The organism is Buttiauxella sp. AC038 (assembly GCF_979253565.1).
In genome coordinates, this window is record NZ_CEEDCQ010000001.1 from 3,797,303 (window position 1) to 3,818,368 (window position 21,066).

General features: G+C 54.4%; 15 protein-coding genes and 1 pseudogene. 7 read left to right on the top strand and 9 right to left on the bottom strand.

Going from position 1 to position 21,066, the window contains the following annotated elements:
- Positions 1 to 474 precede the first annotated feature (474 nt).
- From entH to entC, 5 genes and pseudogenes are all read right to left on the bottom strand, one after another.
- Positions 475 to 891: a proofreading thioesterase EntH gene (gene entH, locus AC0IXI_RS18130; protein WP_134183918.1), complete on the bottom strand. Its 417-nt coding sequence runs from the start codon at positions 889 to 891 to the stop codon at positions 475 to 477.
- Positions 892 to 1,643: pseudogene (gene dhbA, locus AC0IXI_RS18135) on the bottom strand (2,3-dihydro-2,3-dihydroxybenzoate dehydrogenase).
- Positions 1,640 to 2,500, bottom strand: coding sequence for an isochorismatase family protein (locus tag AC0IXI_RS18140; protein ID WP_471682888.1), 861 nt, complete (start codon positions 2,498 to 2,500; stop codon positions 1,640 to 1,642). The pseudogene dhbA and the gene AC0IXI_RS18140 overlap by 4 nt, the downstream one beginning before the upstream one ends.
- Positions 2,501 to 2,514: 14 nt before the next feature.
- Positions 2,515 to 4,131: a (2,3-dihydroxybenzoyl)adenylate synthase gene (locus AC0IXI_RS18145; RefSeq protein ID WP_134183922.1), complete on the bottom strand. Its 1,617-nt coding sequence runs from the start codon at positions 4,129 to 4,131 to the stop codon at positions 2,515 to 2,517.
- Entirely contained in the window at positions 4,132 to 5,313 is a 1,182-nt protein-coding gene (entC, locus tag AC0IXI_RS18150; RefSeq protein WP_471682889.1) for an isochorismate synthase EntC, read from the bottom strand.
- 203 nt (positions 5,314 to 5,516) lie between these two features.
- Here entC and fepB point away from each other — a divergent pair, with 203 nt between their 5' ends.
- On the top strand, positions 5,517 to 6,461 hold the full coding sequence (fepB, locus tag AC0IXI_RS18155) for a Fe2+-enterobactin ABC transporter substrate-binding protein (RefSeq protein ID WP_471682890.1): 945 nt from the start codon (positions 5,517 to 5,519) through the stop codon (positions 6,459 to 6,461).
- 108 nt (positions 6,462 to 6,569) lie between these two features.
- On the opposite strand, the gene entS is transcribed toward fepB, so the two are convergent.
- The gene (gene entS / locus AC0IXI_RS18160; protein ID WP_413498043.1) at positions 6,570 to 7,802 is read right to left on the bottom strand and encodes an enterobactin transporter EntS; all 1,233 of its coding nucleotides are present in this window, start codon (positions 7,800 to 7,802) and stop codon (positions 6,570 to 6,572) included.
- 141 nt (positions 7,803 to 7,943) lie between these two features.
- Between entS and fepD the strand changes: the two genes are divergently transcribed.
- Genes fepD through fepC form a run of 3 tightly spaced genes read left to right on the top strand, consistent with a single transcriptional unit; the run spans position 7,944 to position 10,719 of the window.
- Positions 7,944 to 8,933, top strand: a complete 990-nt coding sequence (gene fepD / locus AC0IXI_RS18165; protein ID WP_471682891.1) for a Fe(3+)-siderophore ABC transporter permease — start codon at positions 7,944 to 7,946, stop codon at positions 8,931 to 8,933.
- Positions 8,934 to 8,968: 35 nt separating this feature from the next.
- Positions 8,969 to 9,922, top strand: coding sequence for an iron-enterobactin ABC transporter permease (fepG, locus tag AC0IXI_RS18170; protein ID WP_064557650.1), 954 nt, complete (start codon positions 8,969 to 8,971; stop codon positions 9,920 to 9,922).
- Positions 9,919 to 10,719: an iron-enterobactin ABC transporter ATP-binding protein gene (gene fepC / locus AC0IXI_RS18175; protein WP_413498045.1), complete on the top strand. Its 801-nt coding sequence runs from the start codon at positions 9,919 to 9,921 to the stop codon at positions 10,717 to 10,719. The genes fepG and fepC overlap by 4 nt, the downstream gene beginning before the upstream one ends.
- Positions 10,720 to 10,848: 129 nt before the next feature.
- Here fepC and AC0IXI_RS18180 read toward each other — a convergent pair whose 3' ends face one another.
- Genes AC0IXI_RS18180 through fes form a run of 3 tightly spaced genes read right to left on the bottom strand, consistent with a single transcriptional unit; the run spans position 10,849 to position 16,228 of the window.
- Positions 10,849 to 14,772, bottom strand: coding sequence for an amino acid adenylation domain-containing protein (locus AC0IXI_RS18180; protein WP_471683250.1), 3,924 nt, complete (start codon positions 14,770 to 14,772; stop codon positions 10,849 to 10,851).
- Between the two features lie 4 nt (positions 14,773 to 14,776).
- Complete coding sequence (locus AC0IXI_RS18185) at positions 14,777 to 14,998, bottom strand: MbtH family protein (protein WP_134183935.1); 222 nt, start codon at positions 14,996 to 14,998, stop codon at positions 14,777 to 14,779.
- A 15-nt stretch (positions 14,999 to 15,013) separates the two neighbouring features.
- A complete protein-coding gene (gene fes / locus AC0IXI_RS18190) occupies positions 15,014 to 16,228 on the bottom strand; it encodes an enterochelin esterase (RefSeq protein ID WP_471682892.1) in 1,215 nt (404 codons plus the stop codon).
- A gap of 278 nt (positions 16,229 to 16,506) precedes the next feature.
- Between fes and AC0IXI_RS18195 the strand changes: the two genes are divergently transcribed.
- The 3 genes from AC0IXI_RS18195 to gdhA all read left to right on the top strand — a co-directional run bounded on the left by AC0IXI_RS18195 (position 16,507) and on the right by gdhA (position 21,016).
- Positions 16,507 to 18,789, top strand: a complete 2,283-nt coding sequence (locus tag AC0IXI_RS18195; protein WP_424221229.1) for a TonB-dependent siderophore receptor — start codon at positions 16,507 to 16,509, stop codon at positions 18,787 to 18,789.
- A 105-nt stretch (positions 18,790 to 18,894) separates the two neighbouring features.
- Positions 18,895 to 19,569, top strand: a complete 675-nt coding sequence (gene entD / locus AC0IXI_RS18200; RefSeq protein WP_471682893.1) for an enterobactin synthase subunit EntD — start codon at positions 18,895 to 18,897, stop codon at positions 19,567 to 19,569.
- A gap of 103 nt (positions 19,570 to 19,672) precedes the next feature.
- Positions 19,673 to 21,016, top strand: coding sequence for an NADP-specific glutamate dehydrogenase (gene gdhA, locus AC0IXI_RS18205; protein WP_413498050.1), 1,344 nt, complete (start codon positions 19,673 to 19,675; stop codon positions 21,014 to 21,016).
- The last annotated feature ends 50 nt before the right edge of the window (positions 21,017 to 21,066 follow it).

Consider the following 21,066-nt stretch of genomic DNA (forward strand, 5'->3'; position numbering starts at 1 on the left):
AGCTTGTTAAGGAGATCACGATGTGGTGATGGTTCTGCCATTGCTTGATAGGTGATGGTTCCGTTCACCGAGAGTTCAGTGATCCCTGTAGTTACCGAAACGGTGAACGGACCAAGGGTGCTACCGCAGCACCCTTGGCAATCCCGGCTCCCGGCGATTAAATCGCTGCTTCGCAGTAAACCTCCGTTTTTCCTTTCAGTCCCAGGGTCGGTTGTGACTCGCTCCCGGCGATCACAACCTCTCGCCGTTCCCGACGGCTCGACCCGGCCTTACAGTCAAAACGGAGGCGATTTATGCCGGACTCAAAGGTCAACGTCAAAAGCTAAGGTAAAAGTCAAAAGCCGAACCGGTTTTGACCTTGTTCCCGGTATAAATTGCCCCAGCGTTACCCACCTGGCACGTTCACCGTTCGCGGGAAATTATGGGATCGAATATCGTTCGGGTGAACGGAAAACCTCCTGCTTGCCATAAGCATCACCCTAATAGCGCCGTCGTCAGCCGACTCGTACAACACCGCTTCCCGCGAGCATCAAAAATAGCAATTTCCCACACCTGGGAAGACCGTCCTAAATGCAGCGGTTTGCATACTCCACGCACCGTTCCTGATGCCACCGCGCGATGATGGCTGGCGTTTATCTCCGTTCCCACCACGCACTGCCCTTCGCTTGTCGTCAGAAATCCAGCCATAGACCCCAGCGTTTCTGCCAGCACCACAGACGCGCCGCCATGTAGCAAACCAAATGGCTGTTGGGTGCGGTGATCAACAGGCATTTGCGCTTCCAGACTTTCGTCGTCCATGCGTGTGTAAACAATACCGAGATGCTCAACCATCGTTCCGACGCTGGTTTTATTTAGCGCCTCGAGCGTAAGTTCCCTTTTCCAGATACTCATTCAGGCTCCAAGCGTTGCGCCGCCATCAATCACAATATCCTGCAACGTGATGTGGCTGGCATACGTTGAAGCGAGGAACAAAATCGTGCTGGCGATCTCCTGCGGGCAAGCGATTTTGCCCAGCGGAATACCCAGTTTGAACTGTTCCGGGAAGCCCTGAATACGCTGCTGTTCGGCGTCCGGTGTTTTCCACAACGTGCGTTGCATATCGGTATCCGTCGAACCCGGCGATACCACATTGCAGCGCACGCCAAAGGAGCCAGTTCGAGGCCAACGGTTAATGCCAGACTTTTGAGAGCCGCTTTCGATGCACCATAAGCCGACATTCCTGTACGCGGCGTGTGTGCCGCATCGGATGCAACGGTGACAATCGCCCCGCTGCGCTGTTCGCGCATGCGTGGCATCACGGCGCGGAACATATTGAACGCGCCGCCGACGTTGACCGCAAATGTGTCCTGCCAGTCCTGCAACGCCAGGGCATCGGTTGCGCCCATGCGCAAAATTCCCGCTGCGTTCACCAACACATCCAGTTGCTGTTCGTCGCTAAGTATTCTTTGAGTCACGCGGCCCACCTGGTCTGCATCCGCCACGTTGACCACTTCGGTGGCGAACGGGTAAATCTCCAGCGGAAACGCCAAATCAAAGCCGATTACCGTCGCACCCGCGTCGCTAAACGCCCGCGCGGTGTGGTAACCAATGCCTTTGCCTGCCCCCGTTACCCAAACTTGTTTGCCACTAAAATCGATGTTCATGCCGCGACTTCCCGCGATAACAGCGCCCACCAGGCGTCAATCGTCGGGTTCTTCGCTAGCATCACGAAATCAATGTCGGCGTGGATTTTGCGCCAGCGAGCCGCCAGCGCCATCATGCGCACGGAATCAAGACCGTAATCAATCAGGTTTTCGTCATCTTCCGGAATGTCAGATTCATCAAGCAGCGGCAGGACTATTTCACGCAGTTGCTGTTTGTTTTGCGGCGCGCTTTCCGGCAGCAAATCGCGAGTCATCACTACGCGCCCGGAACGGCCTGCTGTGTATTTCAGCGCCATCATGTGTTCTTCGCGGCTGAAATCAGCCAGCGCATCGGCCACCATAAACGGTTTGATATCGCGCATAAACGCGTCAGTTGCCGTCGTCATGCAGCCAATGTGTGCGTATACGCCGCAAATAATGAGCTGGTTACACCCTGTTTCTTTTAAGGCTTGCTCCAGCGGCGAGCGGATAAACGCGCTGTAACGCCATTTGGTCAGCACCGTGTCGTGCTCGTCTGGCGCAAGTTCAGCCACCACTTTCTGGCGTTCAGGGTGTTTGTTTAAACCCGGCCCCCACATGTCGTTTAGCAGCGCACGGTCTTCATCGCTCTGGGCATTAGGCTGCGCGGTGTAATAGACCGGAATATTGTGGCGCTTGCAGTAATCGCGCAGTGCGGCAATGTTGGCGATAACCTGCTGGATCATCGGGCAATTGTCGCCCCAGAAATCGATGAAATATTCCTGCATATCGTGAATCAGCAGTGCCGCGCGCTCGGGTTCAAACGCCCAGTTCACTTTGTTTTCCGGGATGTCGGCAGCCGTCGGTAAGGTGTATGCGTTCAGTTTTGGAATAGCCATAAATTCTCCGTCAATCAGGAAGCCAGTTGCTTATCAGCAATCAACTGGCGCAAACGTTTTTTGTCCACTTTGCCCACCGCGGTTAGCGGCAGGTTTTCAACGATTTCAATACGATCGGGTAGTTTGAAGTCGGCAATACCTAACTCACGCAAATAACGGCGAATTTCCACCGGGCGGAACGGGCGGCTGCCGACGATAAACGCGCAGCTTTTCTCGCCCAATAAACTGTCTTCCATCGAAACCAATGCGGCATGCACGATCTCTTCGTGGCGCAGTAACAGGTTTTCGATCTCCTCGGCGGCGATCTTCTCCCCGCCACGGTTGATCTGATCTTTCTCGCGCCCCTGCACGGTGATGTAGCCGTCTTCGGCAATCGAAATCAAATCGCCCGAGCAGTAGAAACCGTTGGCATCAAAGGCGCTGGCGTTGTGCTCCGGGCTGCGGTAATAGCCACGGAAGGTGTATGGCCCGCGCGTCATCAGTCGGCCGACTTCGCCATATGGCAGCGGGTTTCCCTGCTCATCGGCCACCCAGACTTCGTCGTCCGGGCACATTGGTTTGCCCTGGGTTTTGAAGATGTGATCGTTATCGTCGTCAAGGCGCGTGTAGTTCACCAGCCCTTCGGCCATGCCGAAAACTTGCTGTAACTGGCAGCCAATTTCAGCCGGGATACGCGCGGCCAGCGCTTCGCTCAAACGTGCGCCGCCCACCTGCAACAACGCCAGCGACTCAAGGGATTTATTGCTGCCCCACTCGCCAATCGCTTGCAGCCACAGGCTGACGGCCGGCGGCACCAGCGCGGTGGCATTGATTTGGTGGCGTTCAATCAGCGGGAAACAGAGCGTGGCACTCGGGTCATTTGCCAACACCACGCGCCCGCCGCCATAAAACACGCCCAGCGAACCAGGCGAACTTAGCGCGTAGTTGTGTGCCGCCGGGATCGCGCACAGAAAGCGCGTGTTCGCATCAAAGCGGCAGATTTCTACGCTACGGCGAATGCTGTAGTAGTAGTCGTTATGAGTGCGAGGGATCAGTTTTGGCGTGCCGGTACTACCGCCAGAAAGCTGGAAAAAGGCCACTTCATCGGCCGCCGATGGCGAAGCGACAAAGTTGTCTTCCGCTTCGTTGATGAAGGCACTTAGCGAACGTTCACGATCGTTTTCATTGAGCAACACAGCCATGCGTAGCGATGCGTTTTGCTGGCACAGCGACTCGAGAAAATCATCATGAGCGAACAAACTGTGTTTGCGATCGGCAATCAGCACCACCGGCTCGATTTGCTTAGCGTAGGCTTCCATTTCGGTGCGCTGGTGGCTGAACAGCGCGTTAACCGGAGCCACGCCAATCTTCAGCAGTGCAAACAGTGTGATATAAAGTTCTGCCACATTGCCAAGTTGAACCAGCGCGGTTTCACCACGGCTCAGGCCACGGCGCTGTAGTGCGCAGGCCAGCCGCGTAGCGGCCAGTTCGAGTTCGCGATAACTGTAATGGCGCTCACCTTCGATTAACGCAATCGCGTCGTTTTTGGCCTGGCGGCTGAGAATATCGGTAAGGGGCAAGTCGGCCCAGTAACCTTTTTCGCGGTAGCGAGCGGCCAGTTCATCCGGCCAGCGAGTGAATTGAATCGCCATTTAATTAAGTCCAAATACGTTTAGCATGGTGGAAAGTTTGACGCCGGTTTCGCGCCATTCCGATTCAGGAGAGGAAGCAGGCACAATCCCTGCTCCGGCGAACAGGCGCACCTGGTTACCGCCCACGCGGGCGCAGCGAATAGTGACTACCCACTCGCCGTTACCTTCGGCGTCACACCAGCCGACGATGCCGCCAAACAGTTCGCGGTCGAACGGTTCCAGTTCGGCAATTAATTTTTGCGCCACATCGTGCGGGAAACCGCTCAACGCCGGGGTTGGGTGCAGCAGGCAGGCAAGCGAAAGCGCGTTGTGTTGATGGTCTTCAACCTGGCCGTAAATCGGGGTCGCGAGGTGCCATAAAGTTGGCGTGGTGATAAGTTCCGGCGTATCGGAAAGCGTTAAATGTTGGCTATGCGGCTGCAAAACATCGCGCATCGCCTGGGTCACGAGGCAGTGTTCGTGGCGGTCTTTGCTTGAGCGCAGCAGCTGCGCACCAATTTCGCTGTCGCGCTGGATATTGTTTGTATCGCGACGCGCCGAACCTGCCAGCGGCAAGGAGCTGAAATTCTTGCCCGATTTGCGTAGCAGCAATTCCGGGCTGGCACCCACCAGCGAGCTGCCATCGGCTAGCGGCACATGGAAGTTGTAGCTGGTCGGGTTTTGGCTAATCAGGCGATTGAGCAAAGCATCGAGGTCAACGGGCGCGTCCGTTTCAATATCAATCAGGCGCGAGAGCACCACTTTGTCGATATCCGGCTGGGTGGTAGCGGCAGCGGCATGCGCCACCATCGCCATAAATTTTTCTTGTTCAGGGACAGCTTTACGCGCGGCAATGTTCAGCGGTTGGGCCGCACCACACTGGCTGGAATCAATCTGGCGTTGAGCACGTGAAAACGTCTGCCAGCTTTCAGGAATAAACAATGCTGATGGTTGGCGGGGATCGAAGGGGATTGCACCTACGGCAACGGGCTTCTCGATACCGTGCTTTTTGGCGTTTTCGAACGCTTCACGCAACTGTTTTTGCAGCCCACCATTGAGGTTTTCACCATCAAGTGCCGGGCAGTCGAGTCGAGTAAAGCAGCCGCTTGTCGAGAAACTGCGATAAGGCGACATAAAGAAAAAACTATCGGCACAAGAAGTTAGCTGTTTTTCTTGCGGCTGCCGGGCCAGTAACGTATCCATCCATCCTCCGTCAAAAATGATAAAAGATATTAATAATAATTATCATTTGTATTTCGGAGTCGTAACCTAAAGAGAAACCACCGCGCTGTCAACAAAGGCAAATTTATTTTAACAATTGTGCCGCTTGCACCCTGATGGCATAACAGTGAAAATGAGAAGCATTACCATAACTTTGCGCATAATTTCCTACAGGATGTCATTGAGTGAAAATCAGATTCTCCGCACTAATCCTTTTCTGCCTGAGCAGCTTTGCCCACGCCGCCGACTGGCCGCGCACCATCACCGACAGCCACGGTACGCACACGTTTGAGCAGGCACCGCAGCGTATTGTTTCGACCAGCGTGACGTTAACCGGCTCTCTGCTGGCCATTGATGCGCCCGTTATCGCAAGCGGTGCAACGACGCCCGGCAACCGAATGGGTGACGCGCAGGGTTTTCTGCGCCAGTGGGGAGATGTGGCTAAAGAGCGTAACGTTCAACGCTTATATATTGGCGAAGCCAGCGCCGAAGCCGTCGCGGCACAAATGCCGGATTTGATTTTGATTAGTGCAACCGGTGGTGATTCTGCCCTCGCCCTTTATGAGCAGCTCTCTGCCATCGCACCAACGCTTGTGATTAATTATGACGACAAGAGCTGGCAGCAATTACTGACTCAGCTTGGTGGCATCACCGGGCATGAGAAGCAAGCCGCCGGGCGAATTGCCAGTTTTGATAAGCATCTGAGCGAAGCAAAAATGCATATGGCACTGCCACCGCAGCCGGTGACCGCGCTGGTTTACACCCCTGCCTCTCATTCGGCGAACTTGTGGACGTCAGAATCTGCACAAGGGAAATTGCTTCAGCAGCTTGGCTTCACGTTGTCGACGTTACCCGCGACAATTCAGGCCAGTAAGAGCATGGGGAAACGTCATGACATTGTGCAACTTGGTGGGGAAAACCTGGCCGCAGGTTTGAACGGTGAAAGTCTGTTCCTGTTTGCCAGCGATGAAAAAGATGCCACCGCGCTGGAAAACAACCCGCTGCTTTCGCATTTGCCTGCCGTGCAGCACAAGCAAGTTTATGCGCTGGGCACTGAAACTTTCCGTCTGGATTATTACAGTGCCACTCAGATTCTGGAGCGGATGAGTAAGCTGTTTGCCAGTAAGTAATGGATTGCATGTCGGATGTCGCTAACGCTAATCCGACCTACTGCTTTCAGGTGATTGCGTGGTTTTTCCATGTCGGATGTCACAGCGACATCCGACATGGTTCATGTTTTAAGCAGGAACGGTTTGCTGGTAACGTCGCAATTGCACCAGCACAATCGCCAGCACAACCCCGCATATCGTTAGCGCAAAACCACCCGAGCTTGCAGCCGCAACAGGCGTCATAGCAACGGTCATTCCGCCCAAAATCGCAGCACCAATCGCATCACCCGTCACGTTCTGCGCAGTCCACAGGCCGTTGATACGCCCTAACATCCCGTCCGGGGTAAGCGTCTGAATTAGCGTGTATTGCAACAAAGAGCTAATCGCACTGAGATAACCAAACAGCGCCAGACACGCCAGCCCAAGCCCCCAAACCGGCATCAGGCTGAAAATGCCAATCGAGATAAACGACACAACACCCGTTCCCAGCATGATCATGCCCGGACTCGCGTGATGGGCAATACGCCCGCTGGTCAACGCGCCAATAGCGGCTCCCAGTGGTACGGCGGCATACATCAGGCCGATTTGCGCCGCACTCATTTGCCAGTGCCCGGCGAGCGCCGGATATAACACGCGCACCGCACTCGCCATCGTGAGCAACGCGCCGACTAACGCAATGCCGCCGATAATCGGGTGGCCAACCAGGAAACGTAAACCATTCCACAGTGACAGCAGCGGGTTTTCACGCGCTTGTGGCGGCGGTGCCAGTTTCGGCAAACTCAGCAACGGCAGCAAAGTGATAAAGGTGCCGACGGATGCCAGCGCGTAGTTCCACACCACGCCGCCCGACGCCAGCAGCAGCCCGCCGATCATCGGTGAAATCACCGAGCCCAGGCGCACTGTGAGCATGGTAATCGCACTTGCCTGCATCAGGTTTTCACGCCCCACCAGCGCAGGTGTTGCGGCTAAAAGCGCAGTCACACCGAGCGCGCCAAAGAACCCATCCCACACGCCAAGCAGGTAAATCGCCGCCAGCGATGGTTCAGGTAATGCGGCGTTAATCGTCAGGCCAATAAAGCCGACGCCGCAGGTAGAACGGGCCAGAAGAATCAGGCGGCGGCGCTCGTGGCGGTCTGCCAGCACGCCGCCCATCATCAGACCGATAAACATCGCCGAACCGGTTAGCGTCACCGCAAGACCGACTTGCAAAGAAGAACTCGTCAGGGTCTGAATTTGTACCGGCACCGCAACGCCCAACAACCCCAACGACACAATGGAGATAAAACGGGCGAGGAAGACGGCACGAAAAGCGGGATGAGTCTTGAGTAAACTGAGATTAAGCAGCAAAGAATTGCGGTTCATTACATGGCCTTAAAGCGAATTTTTCTTTCCGGGTGCGAGGCGGCTCATGCTAACATAAACAAATAAGAGTGATAATGATAATAACTATCATTTAATTTTACATGATTTTTGTAGGGCTACGAAGTGAAGGATATACAACGTATGTCACGCTGGTTCATCCTGCTGAGTTTGCTGTTTTTACTCGTTTTAATGGCAACGCTCAGTTTGTTATTAGGTGCAAAATCACTCCCCGCTGAAGTTGTTATCGATGCGCTTAGCGGCCAGTGCCAGAGTGCGGATTGCACTATCGTGCTCGACGCCCGCCTCCCCCGCACGCTCGCCGGTATTCTTGCGGGCGGCGCGCTGGGCCTTGCCGGTGCGTTGATGCAAACCCTGACCCGAAACCCACTCGCTGACCCTGGCCTGCTTGGCGTTAATGCCGGAGCAAGTTTTGCCATTGTGTTGGGTGCGGCGGTCTGGAGTCTGACCTCTCCTCTGGCGCTCCTTGGGCTTGCCTTTTCAGGCGCGCTGTTTGCTGCCCTGGTGGTGGCATTTACCGGTAGTCAGGGTGGCGGCCAACTCAGCCCGGTGCGCTTAACGCTGGCAGGTGTTGCACTCGGTGCGGTGCTCGAAGGTTTAAGCAATGGCATCGCGCTACTTAACCCAGTGGTCTATGACCAGCTACGTTTCTGGCAGGCCGGTTCACTCGATATCCGTACGCTTTCAACGTTGAAAGTCATTGTCTTGCCCGTGCTGGCAGGCGGTGCGATTGCGCTGCTTATCAGTCGTTCTCTAAACAGCCTGAGTATGGGCACCGATACCGCAACTGCACTTGGCAGCAAAGTGGCACGCACTCAGTTGCTCGGTTTAATCGCCATCACTTTATTGTGTGGCAGCGCGACCGCCGCTGTCGGACCAATTGCTTTTATTGGCCTGATGATACCGCATCTGGCACGTTGGCTGGTGGGCGCTGACCACCGATGGTCGCTTCCCGTCACCTTGATTGCCACACCGGTGCTATTGCTGTTCGCCGATATTGTTGGCCGCATGCTGGTTCCTGGCGAATTACGTGTTTCAGTGGTGAGCGCATTTATTGGCGCACCGATGCTCATTTACTTAGTCCGCCGCCAGCGTAAAGGAGCAGGAATTTGAACCGCCTCTCCCCTCGCCTGTTAATCAGCAGCCTGATGCTATTAATGCTCAGTATTATTCTCGGATTGTGGAGTCTGGGGAGTGGCGTTTTGCCACTATCAGTCAACCAGGTGATTGACGCACTACTCGGCTCCGCACCACGCAATATCTCACTGGTCGTCGTTGAATGGCGTTTGCCACGCGTTGTCATGGCGCTGCTGATTGGTGCGGCGCTGGGCGTGAGTGGTGCCATCTTCCAGTCACTGATGCGCAACCCGCTCGGCAGCCCGGACGTGATGGGTTTTAATACCGGGGCGTGGAGTGGTGTTCTGGTCGCCATGGTGCTGTTCGGCCAACATCAAACTGCGATTGCTACCTCCGCCATGGCTGGTGGCATTATTACTGCGCTGGTGGTCTGGTTGCTCGCGTGGCGAAACGGTATTGAAACTTTCCGTTTGATAATCATCGGTATTGGCGTGCGAGCCATGCTGGTGGCGTTCAATACCTGGCTATTGCTGCATGCCTCGCTTGAAACCGCTATTTCCGCAGGGCTGTGGAATGCGGGTTCCCTGAACGGTTTAACCTGGGGGAAATTATTCCCGGCAGCACCGTTAATGTTGCTGGCATTAGTGGCTGGCGCATTGTTAGTGCGGCGCATGCGTTTGCTGGAAATGGGCGATGACAGCGCCTGCGCGCTCGGTGTTTCCGTGGAGCGATCTCGCCTGCTGTTGATGCTAACGGGGGTTATCCTCACCGCCGCCGCAACGGCACTCGCCGGGCCGATTTCGTTTATCGCGCTGGTCGCCCCGCACATCGCCCGCCGTTTGAGCGCCACTTCACGCTGGGGTTTGCTGCAATCTGCATTATGCGGCGCAACGCTGTTACTCGCAGCAGACCTGTGCGCCCAACATCTGTTTATGCCGTATCAATTACCGGTCGGCGTCGTCACCGTAAGTCTCGGCGGTATTTATCTTATTGCGTTGTTGATTCAGGAGTCCCGTAAGAAATGAGCCAGATTTCCACTCCATCGCGCCTGCATGGCGAAAAATTACGGCTTGGATATGGCAATCATGTGGTGGCCGATGGCCTGACCGTGGCCATTCCTGACGGGAAATTTACCGCGATTATCGGCCCCAACGGCTGCGGGAAATCCACGCTGCTGCGCACGCTAAGCCGCCTGATGAAACCGATGCACGGCCAGGTGTGGCTCGACGGCAATGAAATCCACCGTTTTGCCACCAAAGAAGTGGCGCGACGTGTGGGTTTGCTGGCACAAAATTCCACAGCTCCGGGGGATATTAGTGTGGCGGAACTGGTGGCTCGCGGCCGTTACCCGCATCAACCGATGTTTTCGCGCTGGCGCGAAGAAGACAGCCAGGCGGTCGAGCGGGCATTAAAAGCGACAAACATTGAAGATTTGGCCGATCAACCCGTCGACACGCTTTCGGGCGGCCAGCGGCAACGAGCCTGGATTGCGATGGTGCTGGCGCAGGAAACCTCCATTTTGCTGCTTGATGAGCCCACCACCTGGCTTGATATCAGCCACCAGATTGATTTGCTGGAATTGCTGCGCGACCTCAACCAAAAACAAGGTTACACGCTTGCCGCCGTACTGCACGATTTGAACCAGGCCTGCCGTTACGCCACGCATTTAATCGCCTTGCGGGACGGCAAGATTATCGCCGAAGGGGCACCGACCGAGATTGTCACCCCTGAACTTATCGAAGCGATTTACGGCCTGCGCTGCATGATTATTGAAGATCCGGTGGCACATACGCCGCTGGTGGTGCCGCTCGGACGGGCGTGAAGTATCGGTGGATGTCGCTTACGCTAATCCCCCCTACAAAACCTGCTCATCCGTAGGTCGGATTAGCGCAGCGACATCCGACATTCTTCAACAACGTCGGAAGACAAAAAATCGTGCCGCCGCATTTGTTTAATCCAACGCTAACACTCGCTGCAATACCGGCCCAATTTCCTCGAAAGCATGCGGGGAAATGATATCGACATGGGCGCAATCGAGGCGGAACACATCAAGCTCACCCACCCACGGAGCCCAGGTTTGCTGCGGGTCCATTCCTTCTGGCAACGTCCGTTCGGCAACAAACAATGTGGCTTTACCCGCAAACGGCACACTTTGCGCCGTGGTCAGCAGGCGCACCGCATCACCATAGTTCCCTTCGATAGCCTCGAACAAAGCACCTGAGGCTTGCCCCTGCTGTGCGGCGACAAAAGCCTCACGTTCGCGGTTGATTTCATCAAGCACCGCCGGGTCGAGTTCGTTGGCACCTTTTTCAGCCCAGTTTTGCGTTTCCGGTGGCCAGGTATCTAACAGTCCTAAGAACGCCACCTTTTCACCTGCCGCTTCAAGACGCGCTGCAATACCTTGCGCGAGCGTGCCGCCTAACGAATATCCCATCAGGTAATACGGGCCATGCGGCTGAAGTTCACGCAGGGTTTGCAGATGCGTTTCACAAACCTGCGCCAGGTTTTCTGCCTGCTGCATCGGGCCAGATGGCCGGGGAGACTGAATGCCGGTTATCGACCAGCGTGGGTCGAGATAGCGCTGCAACACGCTAAATTGCCAGGCAAAGCCAGACGCCGGGTGGAAGCAATAAAGCGTTGGTCCGGTGCTTTTACGCAGCGGCAGCACGGCTTCAAACCCTGCCCGATTCGCTTCTTCTTCGTCGCAATCATGCGCCAAAATTTCAGCAAGCTGGCCGACTGTCGACGCCACCATCACTTGCCCCACGGTTACTGGCCTTTCAAGCGTACGGCGAAGTTGAGCCGCGAGGCGCATCGCCAGTAGTGAATGGCCGCCGAGCGCAAAGAAATCATCGTCTATGGAGTGAATTTCGCAGCCCAGCAAATGGGCAAAAGCGTCAGCAATGGTGATTTCTAAAGAAGATTCCGGTGCGCGCCCTGAGCTACGTAACGCCAGTTCCGGCAACGGCAGCGCTTTTCTGTCCAGTTTGCCGTTCGCGCTCAATGGGAAATCATCAAGCTGAATAAGCGCGACCGGCACCATATGCGCCGGGAGCACGTCGCTCAATTGTTCACGCAGAGTGTCGACTGGCAAAACCTCGCCTGAGGCCGAGACCAGATAGCCCACCAGTTGGCGGGCATCGCCACCGCTTGCGGCCTCTTTATTGAGCACGCAAGCATGCGTGACTGCCTGAACCACACCCGGCAGCGCCTGCAAAGCGCGGTCGATGTCACCCAGTTCGATGCGCTGGCCACGAATTTTAAGTTGATCGTCACTGCGCCCAAGGTATTCCACCGCGCCATTATCAAGCCAGCGAGCCACATCGCCCGTGCGATACATACGCTCGCCCGCAACAAAAGGATCGGCAACAAAGCGACTGGCGGTAAGATCCGGGCGGGATAAATAGCCCTGCGCCAGTTGGATCCCGGTAAGGTAAAGATCACCAGCAACACCCGGTGGAACCGGGCGCATTGCCGAGTCCAGAATTCGCAGCCCGGTATTCCACACCGGCCAGCCAATTGGCACGCTGCTGCCAGAGACTTGCGCTAACTCGTCACCAAATGCCGGATACCAGCTCACATCAACGGCGGCTTCCGTTGGCCCGTAAAGGTTGTGCAGCGGCGCATGAGTGAGCTGCTCCCACTGGCGGCAAAGTTCGGTTGGCAGCGCTTCGCCGCTACAGAATACGCGTTTCAGACTGGCACATTTCGCCACCGCGTCGGCATCGTTTAAAGCAGCAACAAACGCCGCTAACATCGACGGCACAAAGTGCGTGGTCGTCACCCGGTAACGGGAAAATAACTGCTGCAACGCTTCCGGATCACGGTGCGCTTCTGGTGGAGCCATCACCAGTTGAGCACCCACAATATACGGCCAGAAGAACTCCCAAACCGACACATCAAAACTGCATGGCGTTTTCTGCAAAACCACATCATCGCCATTTAACGGATAGTGGTTTTGCATCCACAACAGCCGGTTCACGATGGCCTGCTGCCCGACCATTACCCCTTTCGGGCGGCCGGTTGAGCCTGATGTGAAAATCACATAAGCGGTATGTTCCGGGCGTGAGAGATTGTGAGTCTGCGGCGGCGCAAGCGTTGCCAGCACGTTTTGATAGCAGAAAGTTTGCAGGCCGTTGACGCACTCAAAACGTGGTAACTGATCTTCGGATGTCAGCAACAAACGCGGGGCGGCATCTTCAAGCATCATATGAAGGCGCTCATCGGGGTAACCGGTATCCAGCGGAAGCCAGGCGGCGCCAGCTTCCACAATGGCCTGCAACGCCAGGGATAAAAACACTGAGCGTGGCAACGCGACTGCGACGACATCACCCGGTTTAACACCGCGAGTTATCAGCTCCCCCGCCAGTACAGACACTTGTTCACGCATCTCGCGATAACTGAACTGATGGTTTTCATCGGCAAGTGCGGGGGCATCAGGTGTGCGCTCTGCTTGCTTCGCAATAAGCTCGCTTAACGTTGTCGCCGGGACTGGAGTTTGCGTGGCATTCACGCTTTCCAGCAGCGAGATTTCGGATTCATGCAACAACTGGGCATCGGCGCATCGTAATGCGGGATTGGCCGCAAACTGGCGCAACAAAAGTGGCAAGCGCGCAATATGCTGCTGCAAAGTTTGTGCATCATAACGTTCGGAGTTAGCCAGCATTTCAAGGGAGAAGTCGCCTTGTTCACTGATATACAGCGCAATTTCTAAATCACGCACCGGGCCGGAGGCCAGTTGATGTGTAATGCCTTCGATACCGTTGAAATCCAGACGGTAATCGAACATTTTCAGATTCAGCACCGGGCCGAATAATGGCTCTGAACTTGCGGCCTGCCCCAAATCACGCTGGATTTGCTCGGCATCGTAGCGCTGATAACGGCGCATACCTTTCAGCTCTTGAGCCAGGTTTGCCGCCAGATCCACGAGGGTGAAGCCGGGTTCGATACGCACACCAAACGGCAGCACATTCAGCACCGGGCCAGTGGCACAAAGTGCCGCGGAACCCATGCGGCGCATAAAGATAAAACCAGCGGAATACTCATTGCGGCCACTTAAACGCCCGAGCCACAACGCCACCAGCCCTAATGCCATATCGGCGGCTGTCAGGTTGTGAAGCCGTGAGTGTTCAACCAAACGCTGAAAATCTGCACGGCCAAAACTCAGCGACTGACGGATAAGTTGTGTGGTGGAACCATGGCTGGTGAGCGGTTGTGTTGAAAGCGTGGCGGGTGGCGGCAGTTGTTTGGCTTTCTCAGCCCAGAACGTCGCATCGCGTTTCCACGCGTCGCTTTCGCGGTATTTTTGGTACTCGGCAACCACGTCGCTAAATGGTGTAAATGGCGTGGGTTCAGGCGCTTGGTTTTGGCACAAGTCGCTATAAATATTGGCAATCCGGCGGGTAATGGCGGTGAAACTGAAGCCATCAACCACTAAATGGTGAAAACGTTGATACCAGAACCAGCGTGTGTCGCTGATACGCAGCAACTGGTGGTGGTAGAGCGGTTTGCCGCTGGAAATGCGCAAATCCTGCTCGAGATCGTTGCGCATAATATTTTGCGCCACGGCCACCGGGTCTGCATCGTTGCGCAAATCATGGCAATGCGTGGGGATAAATGAAGCATGCGGATCAAGCCACTGGCGTGCTTCGCCGTCCACTTCACTAAAGCGCATGCACAAAGTATCGGCCTCTTTCATTCCAGCCACGATAGCCTTGCACAGCAGAGCTTCGTTGAGGTCACCATTTAATTCTACGTAGTGGGCCACGCTCCACGCATTAGCCTGCGGCGAAAGTTGATCCGCCATCCAGATACCGGGTTGGGCCGCCACAAGCGGCAGAGTTTCAATTTGTTGTTCCAGTGCAGAAGACATCATTAATTCACTCACCGCTTACACCCTGTTTCGCAAAAGAAGTGGGTTGGAGATTGATCCAGTTGGCAAGCAGCCAGTGGTTACATTCATCATGTGATGCGGGTTCACAAACCACCTGCCAGCCATCGGGCAATGCACAATGTTCCGGCCATAAGCTGAACTGTTGCTGCGCATTTTCAAGGATGAAAAAACGGCTCTGCAATGAGTCGAAAGGGTTACTGAATTCCATAGTTAACTCCGCTCTTTAAGGCGCTTTCCAAAGCCAGGCGAGACCGTCCAAAAGACCGCCTCGCCAGCAAAGCGCATCGTGCCCACCATCAACCTGACGGTAGAAAACAGCTCGCTGTGTTTGTTGTAGTAAGGGGTAAATTCTTTGATTAACTTGATAAATGAGAGGTTCTCTGACCCCTGCCTCAAGATAGATACGCAGCGGTTTTCCACACGCAAGCCCATCTTCCAGTTGCCGTATCAACTGCCCGCCTTGCTGGTTGTTTTCACGACGTGGCCACCAGTAAGAACCTGACTGGCTCAGCACACAGCCAAATTGTTCAGGCCAGTGAAGTGCGGCATAAAGCGAAGAAAGCCCACCAAAGCTTTGGCCGGCGACGACCGTGGTTTGCGGGGTTTCATTCCAACTGGTGAGCGAGCGTAATTGCGGCAATAGCTCTTCCTGCACCGCCAGCCAAAACTGCGCATTACAGGGCAGTTCATCACTGCGCGTTGAATTGTCGATGACATCAATCAACACATAAACGGCGGGAGGCAATACTCCGGCATCGGTTTGAGCCTGGAGCGCAGACCACACCGGCATGCTTTCGGCCCAGAATTGCCCGTCGAGCAAAATAGCCATCGGGCGCTGCTCTGGCTGTGCGTCACCGGTTGCAAAAATCCAGACGTTACGTTGATTTTTCAGGCGCGAACTTGTCCAGGTTATGCAACGTGCTGCGGCATACGGCGTGTCGGGTTGAGCCCAGCCCTCTTGTTTCGGCGCATCAGGGAGATGGAGTGCTGACATTGGATGCCCTCGCCCACCGGCCCAGCTTTCAGAGTTAAGCGGATCGGCAATCGCACACGGCAGCAGCTTTCGCCAGCCTTCACGCAGCGCCATCGGAACCGGAACCAGCCCTTCAAAAGCCTCTGGCGGGAAATCGTCTTCGCTGTTTGTTGGAATGAGGCAATAACTGCCGCGCCATGTAGCAGTTAGCTGCGTTTGCCACTGCCAGACATCAGTTCCGGCAATGCGTTCGAGCGTTTGCGGACGCGAGCGTTGGTGGTGATCCGTCACGCCCGTGATGTAAATCCAGACTCGCTTTGTCGGTGAGATTTGCTCGCAACCCTTAGGGTCACGCCATAAAAAAGTCACTTCACACAGACCATCATTTTCACAGGTAACGGCGGGTATCCCTTGCGCCTGTTTTTCCTGCCACCAGCTCTCACTTCCTGTCAGCAAATTCACCACTCGAACATAACCCCATGAAAGTATTGATAACGATCAATTAAGCTGAAATATATTGATAATACTATTGATAATTATTTGCATTTGCAATAGCGTATTTCCGCGCTTTGGGCTACCAGCTTACTGGTGCAAAAACAATTAATTGCCGGACTAGAACGCACGATTCCCTCATTTCGGGGCTGTTGCAGACAGTTTCGGTATCGCTTCGTAACATCCATGCTGCGCCCGATCCCTCTGGGAATGGAATGACACCGGGCCCAGCGGAAAAGCAGGCCGCCATAATGAATAAGAAAATTAACTATTCCCTCGCAATGCTAATCAATCTGGGAATCTACGGTGTTGCAGCACCTGTCTTTGCGGCAGAGCAAGCGGCACCAGCAACGGCTCAGACCGCTGCTGCCAACAATGACGACACACAAAATCACGCTGATGAAGACACTCTGGTTGTTACCGCCGCCGCGCAAAATTTGCAGGCACCAGGCGTTTCAACCATCACCGCTGAAGAGCTGAAAAAACGCCCACCAGCGCGTGATATTTCTGAAATCGTCCGCACTATGCCAGGCGTTAACCTGACCGGTAACTCCACCAGTGGTCAACGTGGCAACGGCCGCCAGATTGATATTCGCGGTATGGGCCCGGAAAACACCCTGATTCTTATCGATGGCAAACCGGTCACCAGCCGCAACTCGGTACGACTTGGCTGGCGTGGCGAACGTGATACACGTGGTGATGCAAGCTGGGTACCACCTGAAATGGTCGAGCGTATCGAAGTCATTCGTGGCCCGGCCGCAGCGCGTTACGGTAACGGTGCGGCAGGTGGTGTAGTCAATATCATCACCAAAAAAGGCACCGGTGAATGGCATGGTACCTGGAACACCTATCTCAATGCCCCTGAGCACAAAGATGAAGGCTCCACTAAGCGCACCAACTTCAGCCTGAACGGCCCACTGGGTGGGGATTTCAGCTTCCGTCTGTACGGCAACCTCGATAAAACTCAGGCCGATGCGTGGGACATCAACCAGGGCCATCAGTCTGAACGTACCGGTATTTATGCCGATACGCTGCCCGCCGGGCGCGAAGGGGTAATTAACAAAGATATCAACGGCGTCGTGCGTTGGGACTTCGCACCAATGCAATCTCTGGAACTGGAAGCGGGTTACAGCCGCCAGGGCAACCTGTATTCCGGCGATACCCAAAACACCAATACCAACCAAATCGTGAAAGATAACTATGGCAAGGAGACTAACCGCCTCTACCGCCAGAGCTACTCCATGACCTGGAATGGTGGTTGGGACAGCGGCCTGACGACCAGCAACTGGGCGCAGTACGAACACACCCGCAACTCACGTATGCGTGAAGGTCTGGCCGGTGGCACCGAAGGGATTTTCTCCAGCGATAAATTCAGCGATATCGATCTGAGCGATGTGCTCTTGCACAGCGAAGTGAATATCCCGATTGATTTCGTGTTTAACCAAAACCTGACGCTGGGTACCGAATGGAACCAGCAAAAGATGAAAGATTTGTCGTCGAATGGGCAAACCTTTATGGGTGGCCCAATTCCTGGGTCGAACAGCACCAACCGTAGCCCATATTCTCAGGCAGAGATCTTCTCACTGTTTGCTGAAGACAATATGGAGCTGACCGACAGCACTATGTTGACTCCGGGTCTACGCTTTGATCATCACAGCATCGTGGGTAATAACTGGAGCCCATCTCTGAACCTGTCTCAAGGTTTGGGTGATGACTTCACCCTGAAAATGGGTATTGCTCAGGCGTATAAAGCACCGAGCCTGTATCAGACCAACCCGAACTACATCCTCTACAGCAAAGGCCAGGGTTGCTACGCAAGCGGCACCGGCGTGGGCTGTTACATGATGGGTAACGAAGACCTTAAAGCTGAAACCAGCATCAACAAAGAGATTGGTCTTGAGTTCAAACGTGACGGCTGGCTCGCTGGTGTCACGTGGTTCCGCAATGATTATAAAGACAAAATCGAAGCGGGTTACGCGCCAATCGGCCAGACTTCTTCAGGCAAAACCAAAACCGATATTTACCAGTGGGAAAATATTCCTAAGGCACTGGTAGAAGGGCTGGAAGGCACGTTAAACGTACCGGTTTCCAATACAGTGAACTGGACGAATAACATCACTTACATGCTGGAAAGTAAGAATAAAGAGACCGGCGAGCGCCTGTCCGTTATTCCGGAATATACGGTAAACTCTACCCTGAGCTGGCAAATTCGCCAGGACATCTCTGTGCAATCGACCTTTACGTGGTACGGCAAACAACAGCCGAAGAAGTACAACTACAAAGGTTTGCCTGCAACGGGAACAGAAACCAACGAAGTTAGCCCTTATAGCATTGTTGGCCTGAGTGGGACCTGGGACGCAACGAAGAATGTCAGCCTGACTACGGGTATCGACAATGTCTTCGATGAACGCCACTGGCGTGCGGGTAATGCCCAGACAACGGGTGGCGATGCCGGTTATATGTACGGTGCAGGTGCCGAAACATATAACGAGTCAGGACGTACTTACTATGTCAGTTTGAATACGCATTTCTGATAGACCTCCGCTTACGCCATGCAGTCCCTCTCCTTTTTGGAGAGGGAACTGCGATAACTGCCCTCATCCCAACCTTCTCCCCAGGGTAGAAGGAGAAAATATCTTATGAATACTCAGCTCACCCATTTCAGCCTCTGTGACGCGACGCAAACTATCGTGCGGGTGGATTTTGACGCTGTCACTTTTCAACCCGATGACCTGCTGTTACTTCCGCATCACAAGCGTCTTGAAAATGCTGTCAGGCAACGCAAAGCCGAGCATCTCGCTGGCCGGATTGCAGCCTGCGAAGCGCTGCGTCTTCATGGAATAAGCCATCATATTCCGGGCATTGGCCTGCACCGTGAACCTTGCTGGCCGCCAGGGTTTACCGGCAGCATGACTCACAGCGGCAATGTGGCGCTGGCAACAGTAATCGCTGACTCGGCGCAAATGCGTGTGGGAATTGGCATTGATTGTGCTGAAATTATTACGCCAGATGTCGCCGGGGAAATTTACCCTGGCATAATTGATAGCGCGGAAAGAGAAGTTTTGTGCTCGACCGCCCTCCCCTTTCATTACGCATTAACGCTGGCATTCTCTGCCAAAGAAAGTTTATTCAAAGCCTTGTTTCGCCACGTTGGGCGCTATTTTGATTTTTCAGCTGCATCCATAAGAAAAATAGATGACAAGCATCTTATGCTGACGCTCAATCATTCACTCGGACCATTTAAAAAAGAAATAAAATTCAAAGTGATATGGGAAAGTCACGCTGTGCAATTAATAACGCTAATACAGTTATAAAAAGCATAAGATAAATCACTTGCGGCCTGGTAATAAGTGAATGTTATATTCGAAAGAACACAACACATCTACAACATCACTTATAACAAGGACTTCTTAATCTATGGAAAACTCACTTTCTCTCGAATCATTCCTCGCCTCTGTACAACAACGCGACCCAAACCAGCCTGAATTTGCTCAGGCCGTTCGCGAAGTCATGACCACTCTGTGGCCGTTCCTGGAGCAAAACCCGCAATACCGCCGTTTGGCTCTTTTAGAGCGCCTTGTTGAACCAGAACGTGTGATTCAATTCCGCGTCACCTGGGTTGATGACCAAAATCAGGTGCAAGTTAACCGCGCCTGGCGCGTGCAATTTAGCTCGGCGATTGGGCCATTTAAAGGTGGGATGCGTTTCCACCCGTCAGTGAACCTCTCAATTCTGAAATTCCTCGGCTTTGAACAAACCTTCAAAAATGCGCTGACCACACTGCCAATGGGCGGCGGTAAAGGCGGTAGCGATTTTAACCCGAAAGGCAAAAGCGAAGGCGAGATCATGCGTTTTTGCCAGGCACTGATGATGGAGTTGTACCGCCACCTAGGGCCAGATACTGACGTTCCGGCCGGTGATATTGGCGTTGGAGGCCGTGAAGTTGGCTTTATGGCGGGGATGATGAAAAAACTCTCCAACAACACAGCCTGCGTGTTTACCGGCAAAGGCTTGTCGTTCGGCGGAAGCCTGATTCGCCCGGAAGCGACCGGTTACGGTCTGATCTACTTCACCGATGCGATGCTCAAACGTCATGGCCTGGGCTTTGAAGGAATGCGCGTTGCCGTTTCTGGTTCCGGTAACGTGGCGCAATACGCCATTGAAAAAGCATTATCGCTGGGTGCGCGCGTGGTAACGGCGTCGGATTCCAACGGCACTGTCGTGGATGAAGCGGGTTTCACTACCGAGAAGTTGGCGCGTCTGGCTGAGATCAAATCCAGCCGCGACGGGCGCGTAGCCGATTACGCGAAAGAGTTTGGCCTGCAATATCTCGAAGGGCAACAACCGTGGAGCGTACCGGTTGATATCGCGCTGCCGTGTGCCACACAAAACGAACTGGATACCGAAGCCGCACGTGCGCTTATCGCCAATGGCGTGAAAGCCGTGGCAGAAGGCGCGAATATGCCAACCACCATCGAAGCGACCAATCTGTTCCTCGATGCGGGCGTGTTGTTCGCACCGGGCAAAGCGGCAAACGCAGGCGGCGTGGCCACTTCAGGTCTGGAGATGGCGCAAAACGCCGCTCGTATGGGATGGAAGGCCGAAAAAGTTGATGTTCGCCTGCATCACATCATGCTGGATATTCACGAAGCCTGTGTGAATTACGGTGGCGAAGATAAGCAAACGCATTATGTTCGCGGTGCGAATATTGCGGGCTTTGTAAAAGTGGCCGATGCGATGTTAGGGCAAGGCGTTTTATAAGACGCCTTTAGAAAAATCTGACAATACCCAAAATAATTCGAGTTGCAGCC